This is a genomic window from Desulfovibrio sp. (assembly GCF_018379785.1).
In the GTDB taxonomy this organism is placed as follows: Bacteria; Desulfobacterota; Desulfovibrionia; order Desulfovibrionales; family Desulfovibrionaceae; genus Desulfovibrio.
The window spans coordinates 1-5,479 of record NZ_JAGZUV010000109.1 but is presented as its reverse complement, the minus strand read 5'-3'; the positions used below and the strand labels follow the sequence as shown (position 1 = coordinate 5,479).

Genomic DNA, 5,479 nt, shown 5'->3' with positions numbered 1-5,479 from the left:
TTCGGAACCACATTTTCGGCATTTCATATTGCTTTCCTCCTTCTACAAAGAAGATAGCATATATGAAGTTATCTGTCATTGAAAAAGTTGATGTCTCGCCCCGGGCGAGGTTTTCACCCCTCTCCCGGCAACGGCCCTTGCGGAGCGGACGCTTTTCGCTTATGGTCCGCAGACCTACGGCGGGGGGACGTGTCGTCACCGGTGTGGCGCCCGGTCTTCAAAACCGGTGGCAGGCTTTACGGTCTGCGGTAGGTTCGACTCCTATGCGTCCCCGCCAATTTCCGAACCCAGGTGTTTCAGGTAGCTGAAATATAGAACCCCTTGAGGCTCAAAGCTTCAAGGGGTTTTTTTATGGCCAGTTCCTTTGATTCGCAGTTAGCTGACAGACTTGGCCTCCGCCAGACATTCCTTTCCGATTACAGACGCCGGGGAGTTATCTCTCCCGAACTCAACCAGGCGCTTCTAACCACAGAATCTCATACAAAAAACAGTATGGATACATATGAGCAAGGGGTTATGGACTTGCTCATATGTATCCAGAATTATTCCTCCGGGGATGGGCTCCGTGCCAGCGAAGACATCGCTCATCTGAAAGTCTGGGTTCACACTGTGGATCAGTCTGGAGAAAGCCCATACTTCGGCATGAGCTATCAGGATGGAGTCAAGGATACGCTTTTGTGGCTTTTGGGAAAAATCAGCCAACGCCCTGATGATGCGCTTGTCGCGGCCTTGAGCTCAGGGGCATAATAATGGAAGGCCCACTTTTTGATGCCTACGCCCGGATACTGAAGGCCACGGGCTGCGATGGAATAGAGGATTTGGCCCGAAGGCTCAGCATCTCCCCGACGCTCATTTCCGATAGTCGCCGCCGTGGTGAATTTACTCCGGAAATTTTGCTGGCGCTGCTGGAAAAGGAGGGATTGAACCCGCATTGGGTCCGCACGGGAAAAGGCAGGCCGTACTTTTGCGCTTCTTCGATACAGATCGCGCTGATGGCAGGAAGAGGGCTTTTCCCTGCGGAAGAAGGGCAGTCCCCGGCTCCTCCGCAAACTGCGCTTTCAGACGAGCAGAAGCTGGCCTGTATTAAGCTGCTCTGTACCAATTTTGATTGTGGACGGGGCATCTGGAAGCAGATCGACGAGAACCGGGAGCTGATCCAATTCCTGTTCAATGAATTTCCGGAAGTGAAGAAGCGGGCCTTCTTCATAGAATGCTGGATCGGCGATACCGACTACTTCCTCAACTGCCTGGCCGAAATCCTCGAAGTGAAAATACCTTTTTGGACAAGAAATTTCCCCCGTCCCTGGCCTGGGAAAGGTGAAGGCCCTCAAAAGTGCGCCCAGGAATGGGCTGATAAGCTGAGAAAGGCCATTCGTGAAGCGGAGAATACCAAGGAGAACAGCAATGGAAATCGTCTTTCCTGATGCCTACGCCCGAATCAAAAAAGTCACCGGCTATACCGGGCAAGCGGAACTGGCCCAAGGGATTGGCATCCCCCAGGCGCTTATTTCCGACAGTCGCCGCCGTGGGGAGGTCAGATCTGAAATTCTGTTGGCGCTGCTGGAACGGTTCAACGTGAGCCCGCAATGGGTCCGCACAGGAGAAGGGGAACGGCACTTTATTATTTCTACGGATAAGATGGCTTCTTTATATGGAATGAAAATTTATTCACCCCATCGGGCGGATAGGAGGGAACAATGAACAAGGAAATGATGAACGCTATGGCCACGGCTGCCTTTGCCCAAGCTCAGGAAGGCTTTGCCGTGTCGCTTGATCCTGATCTGGCGGACGCTCTGGGCGCTTTCATGGAAGAGGCGCTGCCGTCTGAACTGTAAAGATCATTCGTGAACAGGAGAACATCAATGCCTGAAGAAAGCACGATCCCGATGCCTGTCGCCTATCCCGGCACCCGCGTACAGGCCCTTAATCCACGCGCCAAGAACCCTGTATGGGAAGATGGCACCTGCCTGGACGCCGAATTCAAGCTGCTGTCCTGTATGCCTGGAGGGCACTGGAGCTATCGCGTCAGACTGGACAGACAGAGCGCCAGCGGCAGCCCCCTTATCGTTTCCGTTGACAACTCGGGTATCCGTGTACTTGCCTGTAATGCCTGAAGATACAGAAGGCCCTGAAAACTTTTAGTGAGATGGTCATAACACAACATAAAAGCGGCGAGTTGGCAGAAAAGATGAAAACAAACTGGTTTGTTTCCGCTGATGCATGGGCAGACTGCGCCAGAGAAATACTTGAAAAAATGGAAGCGCAGTACGGGCCTATTAAGGGCGGGCATATCGCGCCGCAATCGGATTAGATCATTCATACGGGCTTTCATGGAATTTCTGTAGCGAAACCGCCTGCCTGGGCGGTCGCCGGAGCGTGGTGGCTCCGGCCTGATGAGCAGCCAAGACCTAAGGAGGACAATATGAAGAGGCATCAGGAAGACATGAATGAACTGCTTTTGGACGATATTTATGAATCCAAGGATCCTGCGGTAAAGCAATACGTATTTCAGATCCTGGATGAGGAGATGGACAAGGCGCATGAGCGCGCCGCTATTCGCGTGGCACAGAAGTTCAAGCACCTGCTCTCTCCCCAGATGCAGCAGGCCCTGGCCACACAGTATCCGGTGACGGCCCTGGCGGCGTCGGCCTGATTTCTTTCTGGCGTCAATCCCAAAAGAGGCAAGGCATGATTAACCGCGTTACACTGGTCGGTCGGCTGGGGCATGAGGTGGAGCTGCGCTACACCACCAAAGGAACGCCTGTTACCAAGCTCCGGATCGCCACGGACGGTTCCTATAAAAATCCTGATGGCGTCCGGGTCGAAATCACGGACTGGCATTCGGTGGTCGTGTTCGGAAGATCGGCGGAAAACTGCGCCGCATACATCGGCAAGGGCAGCCTTGTCTATGTGGAGGGCGCTCTCAAAACCCGCAAATGGATCGACCAGGAAAAAGTCGAGCGCCACGTCACTGAGGTGAGTTGCCAGCGGATCAAGTTCCTGGACCATCGCCACGCTGACGGCCAGGACGCCGATGCGGTGCCGACGCCGCCCTCGGATCTCATGGCCGACGATTCCGGCCTGGAAGAGCCGGTGCCGGGCATGGGCATCAACGACATGCGGGATTAGGAGGGCGCCGGATGAGCAGGGACGTATGGCGACTGCCTGACGGACATAACCGCTTGGAAAAAGCCATGTCCGCATTTTGGTACAAAGAGGAAGTTCCTTTCCCCTGGTCTTTCAACCTTTATCTGTACTGCCGCAATGGAGCAGGCGTTCATTGTTATGGCAATGAGTCGCGTAAAACGTGGATGAGTAAACGCCACGGGGAAGCTGCTGAATCTCTTCGTGCCGCGACCCGTATGGCATTGCAACGCGCTGAGGCAACGGAACATATGAATTAGGGAATAAGCCAAAAGAAAACCGTGCATAGTACTGGAATACCATGCACGGCCGCCCCTCGCGGGGTCTCAAAAGCATAACCTGCTGGAGAGACAATACCCGCAAGAGATCCAGGCGTCAAGCCTGGGGGGCTACTTCTTTGCCTTTTTCCCGCCACAAAAAGAGGGCGGTGAAGCATGGAAACCCTGAATCCTTCCGCATACTTTCTGCGGGTATCCGACAAATTTTTCGGCGAATTCATCTGCCGTGACAATGCCGTTTCAGCCGGGCCAGCCCTGCTCTATCTGCTGTTGTTCCGCAAGGCCTACAAAGGAGGCCTGTGCCGGTCCTCGCAATTCGCTCTGGCCAGGGTCTGCAAATGTTCCGTGCGCTCCATCCAGCATTATCTCCGCGCGCTCGCCGCCCTCAAGTATATCAGCATCGAACAGCAGGAGGACGGCCGCAACGTCTACCGTTTGCTTCTCAGCCAGCGGGTTCTCTTCTTCATCGCCCAAGAGAGATCCGCCACGGATGACGATGATGACGGTAACGACCAGGGCGAAGAATTTTCGTCAGGCCATGCGAAAAAGCTTCGCATGGGAGGCGAAAATTCTTCGCCCATATATAAGAGTGATAAGAGTATTAATACCCCCCTTTCCCCCCATCTGCCGGAAAAACGCGAGTCAACACCCTCCGCTCGCAAGCCATTCCCAAGCACAACGACCGTCCCTAACCCGCAAGCCGGTGGGTGGGGGGATTCTTTCTCCAGAGGGAAAAAGCCGGGCAAGGCCTCCGGCTTCCAGACGGCCAATACCCTGTTTGAGCGATTCTTTGCGGCCTATCCGCGCAAGGAGGCCAGAGAACCTGCCCGTGCCGTATGGCATCAGCTCTGGCGGCGCGGCGCGCTTCCGGCCCTGGATCACCTGCTGGCGGCCCTGGATCACTTCCGGGCTTCCACGGGCTGGATCAAGGAGCATGGGCGCTTTGTGCCGTATCTCGTGAACTGGCTCCGTGGCCGGCGCTGGGAAGATGAAGCCGGCGCTCCGGGGGCTTCTTCCTCTGGCGTTCAATCCACGCCGCCTTCCGGTACGCCCTCTCCTACTCCGGATCAGCAGCCCATCCCACGGATCGCGGCCTTCACCCCGCCGGCAGCGCTGGAAACGCCGGAAGGTAAAATTTTCCAAAAGGACTACGGCCTGGCCGTCACGGAACTGCATGCCCTGTGGCCTACGGCCAGTCGGAACAGCATTCGGTCCGGCCTGTTGATGGCCAGACTGCGCGGCTTCGGCCTCAAAGACGTGGTAGCCCGCGCCCGCGAGTACGCGCGCGACAATGTGTTGCCCAGACTTTCCCTGGGAGATTGGATCAAACAGGAAGCCTTTGCATGAGCCTTCTCTCTCCGGATGGCGCGCAATGGCAGCGTAATCTGGAGGCGTTGCGCCGACATGCGGGACAGCTCCTGCTGGAAGCCCTGGGGCACGAACTGACCATTGAGGTCATGCTCAATCCAGACGGACGGTTGTGGCAGGAACGCCTGGGCGAAGAGATGAAAACCATCGGCACGATGGACAGACACAAGGCTGAAGCCATGATCCGGGTGGTGGCTTCGACGCTGAACCAGACAATCACTCCGGACAACCCGATTTTGGATAACGCGGAATTTCCCCTGGACGGTTCCAGGTTTTCGGCGGCCCTGCCGCCGGTGGTCAGCGCCCCGACATTCTGTCTGCGGCGAAGGGCAAGCAAGGTGTTCTCAATGGCTGATTATGTGGCTTCCAGAACCATGACGGAACAGCAAAAAGATGTGCTGTGCCGCGCCATAAGCGAACACAAGAACATCATCGTCATCGGGGGCACGTCTTCGGGCAAGACGACGCTGACCAATGCCCTGATCGGAGAAATCGTGCGTCAGAACCACAAGGAACGGATTTTTATTTTCGAGGATACCCAGGAAATCCAGTGCAATGGAGAAAATGCCCTGTTTTTTCACACCACGGACACCACTCCCATGTCGCGCCTGCTGATGCTCAGCCTGCGCATGCGCCCGGACAGAATCTGCGTGGGCGAAGTGCGCAACGCCTATGCGCTGGATCTCATG

The 5,479-nt window shown here is 55.7% G+C and carries 10 protein-coding genes, 1 tRNA gene and 1 other RNA gene; all 12 read left to right on the top strand.

Annotated features, from left to right (window positions below; translation table 11 throughout):
* Positions 1 to 183 precede the first annotated feature (183 nt).
* A tRNA-Sec gene (locus tag KH208_RS15070) sits at positions 184 to 277 on the top strand.
* A 74-nt stretch (positions 278 to 351) separates the two neighbouring features.
* Positions 352 to 747, top strand: a complete 396-nt coding sequence (locus tag KH208_RS15065; protein ID WP_291437661.1) for a hypothetical protein — start codon at positions 352 to 354, stop codon at positions 745 to 747.
* Positions 748 to 749: 2 nt separating this feature from the next.
* Positions 750 to 1,424: a helix-turn-helix domain-containing protein gene (locus tag KH208_RS15060; protein WP_291437660.1), complete on the top strand. Its 675-nt coding sequence runs from the start codon at positions 750 to 752 to the stop codon at positions 1,422 to 1,424.
* On the top strand, positions 1,405 to 1,701 hold the full coding sequence (locus KH208_RS15055) for a helix-turn-helix domain-containing protein (protein WP_291437658.1): 297 nt from the start codon (positions 1,405 to 1,407) through the stop codon (positions 1,699 to 1,701). The genes KH208_RS15060 and KH208_RS15055 overlap by 20 nt, the downstream gene beginning before the upstream one ends.
* Positions 1,698 to 1,835 carry a hypothetical protein gene (locus KH208_RS15050; protein ID WP_291437656.1) on the top strand — a complete coding sequence of 46 codons (138 nt, stop codon included), beginning with the start codon at positions 1,698 to 1,700 and terminating at the stop codon, positions 1,833 to 1,835. Before KH208_RS15055 ends, KH208_RS15050 begins: the two co-directional genes overlap by 4 nt.
* 27 nt (positions 1,836 to 1,862) lie before the next feature.
* Entirely contained in the window at positions 1,863 to 2,114 is a 252-nt protein-coding gene (locus KH208_RS15045) for a hypothetical protein (protein ID WP_291437655.1), read from the top strand.
* Positions 2,115 to 2,342: 228 nt separating this feature from the next.
* Positions 2,343 to 2,407: hammerhead ribozyme type II (locus KH208_RS15040), an RNA gene on the top strand.
* A gap of 15 nt (positions 2,408 to 2,422) precedes the next feature.
* A complete protein-coding gene (locus KH208_RS15035; RefSeq protein ID WP_291437654.1) occupies positions 2,423 to 2,653 on the top strand; it encodes a hypothetical protein in 231 nt (76 codons plus the stop codon).
* A 35-nt stretch (positions 2,654 to 2,688) separates the two neighbouring features.
* Positions 2,689 to 3,129, top strand: a complete 441-nt coding sequence (locus KH208_RS15030) for a single-stranded DNA-binding protein (protein WP_291437653.1) — start codon at positions 2,689 to 2,691, stop codon at positions 3,127 to 3,129.
* Positions 3,130 to 3,140: 11 nt separating this feature from the next.
* Positions 3,141 to 3,404, top strand: coding sequence for a hypothetical protein (locus KH208_RS15025; protein WP_291437652.1), 264 nt, complete (start codon positions 3,141 to 3,143; stop codon positions 3,402 to 3,404).
* Between the two features lie 174 nt (positions 3,405 to 3,578).
* Positions 3,579 to 4,769, top strand: coding sequence for a hypothetical protein (locus KH208_RS15020; protein WP_291437650.1), 1,191 nt, complete (start codon positions 3,579 to 3,581; stop codon positions 4,767 to 4,769).
* On the top strand, positions 4,766 to 5,479 hold a 714-nt coding region (locus KH208_RS15015), incomplete at its 3' end, for an ATPase, T2SS/T4P/T4SS family (protein WP_291437649.1). The genes KH208_RS15020 and KH208_RS15015, both read left to right, overlap by 4 nt.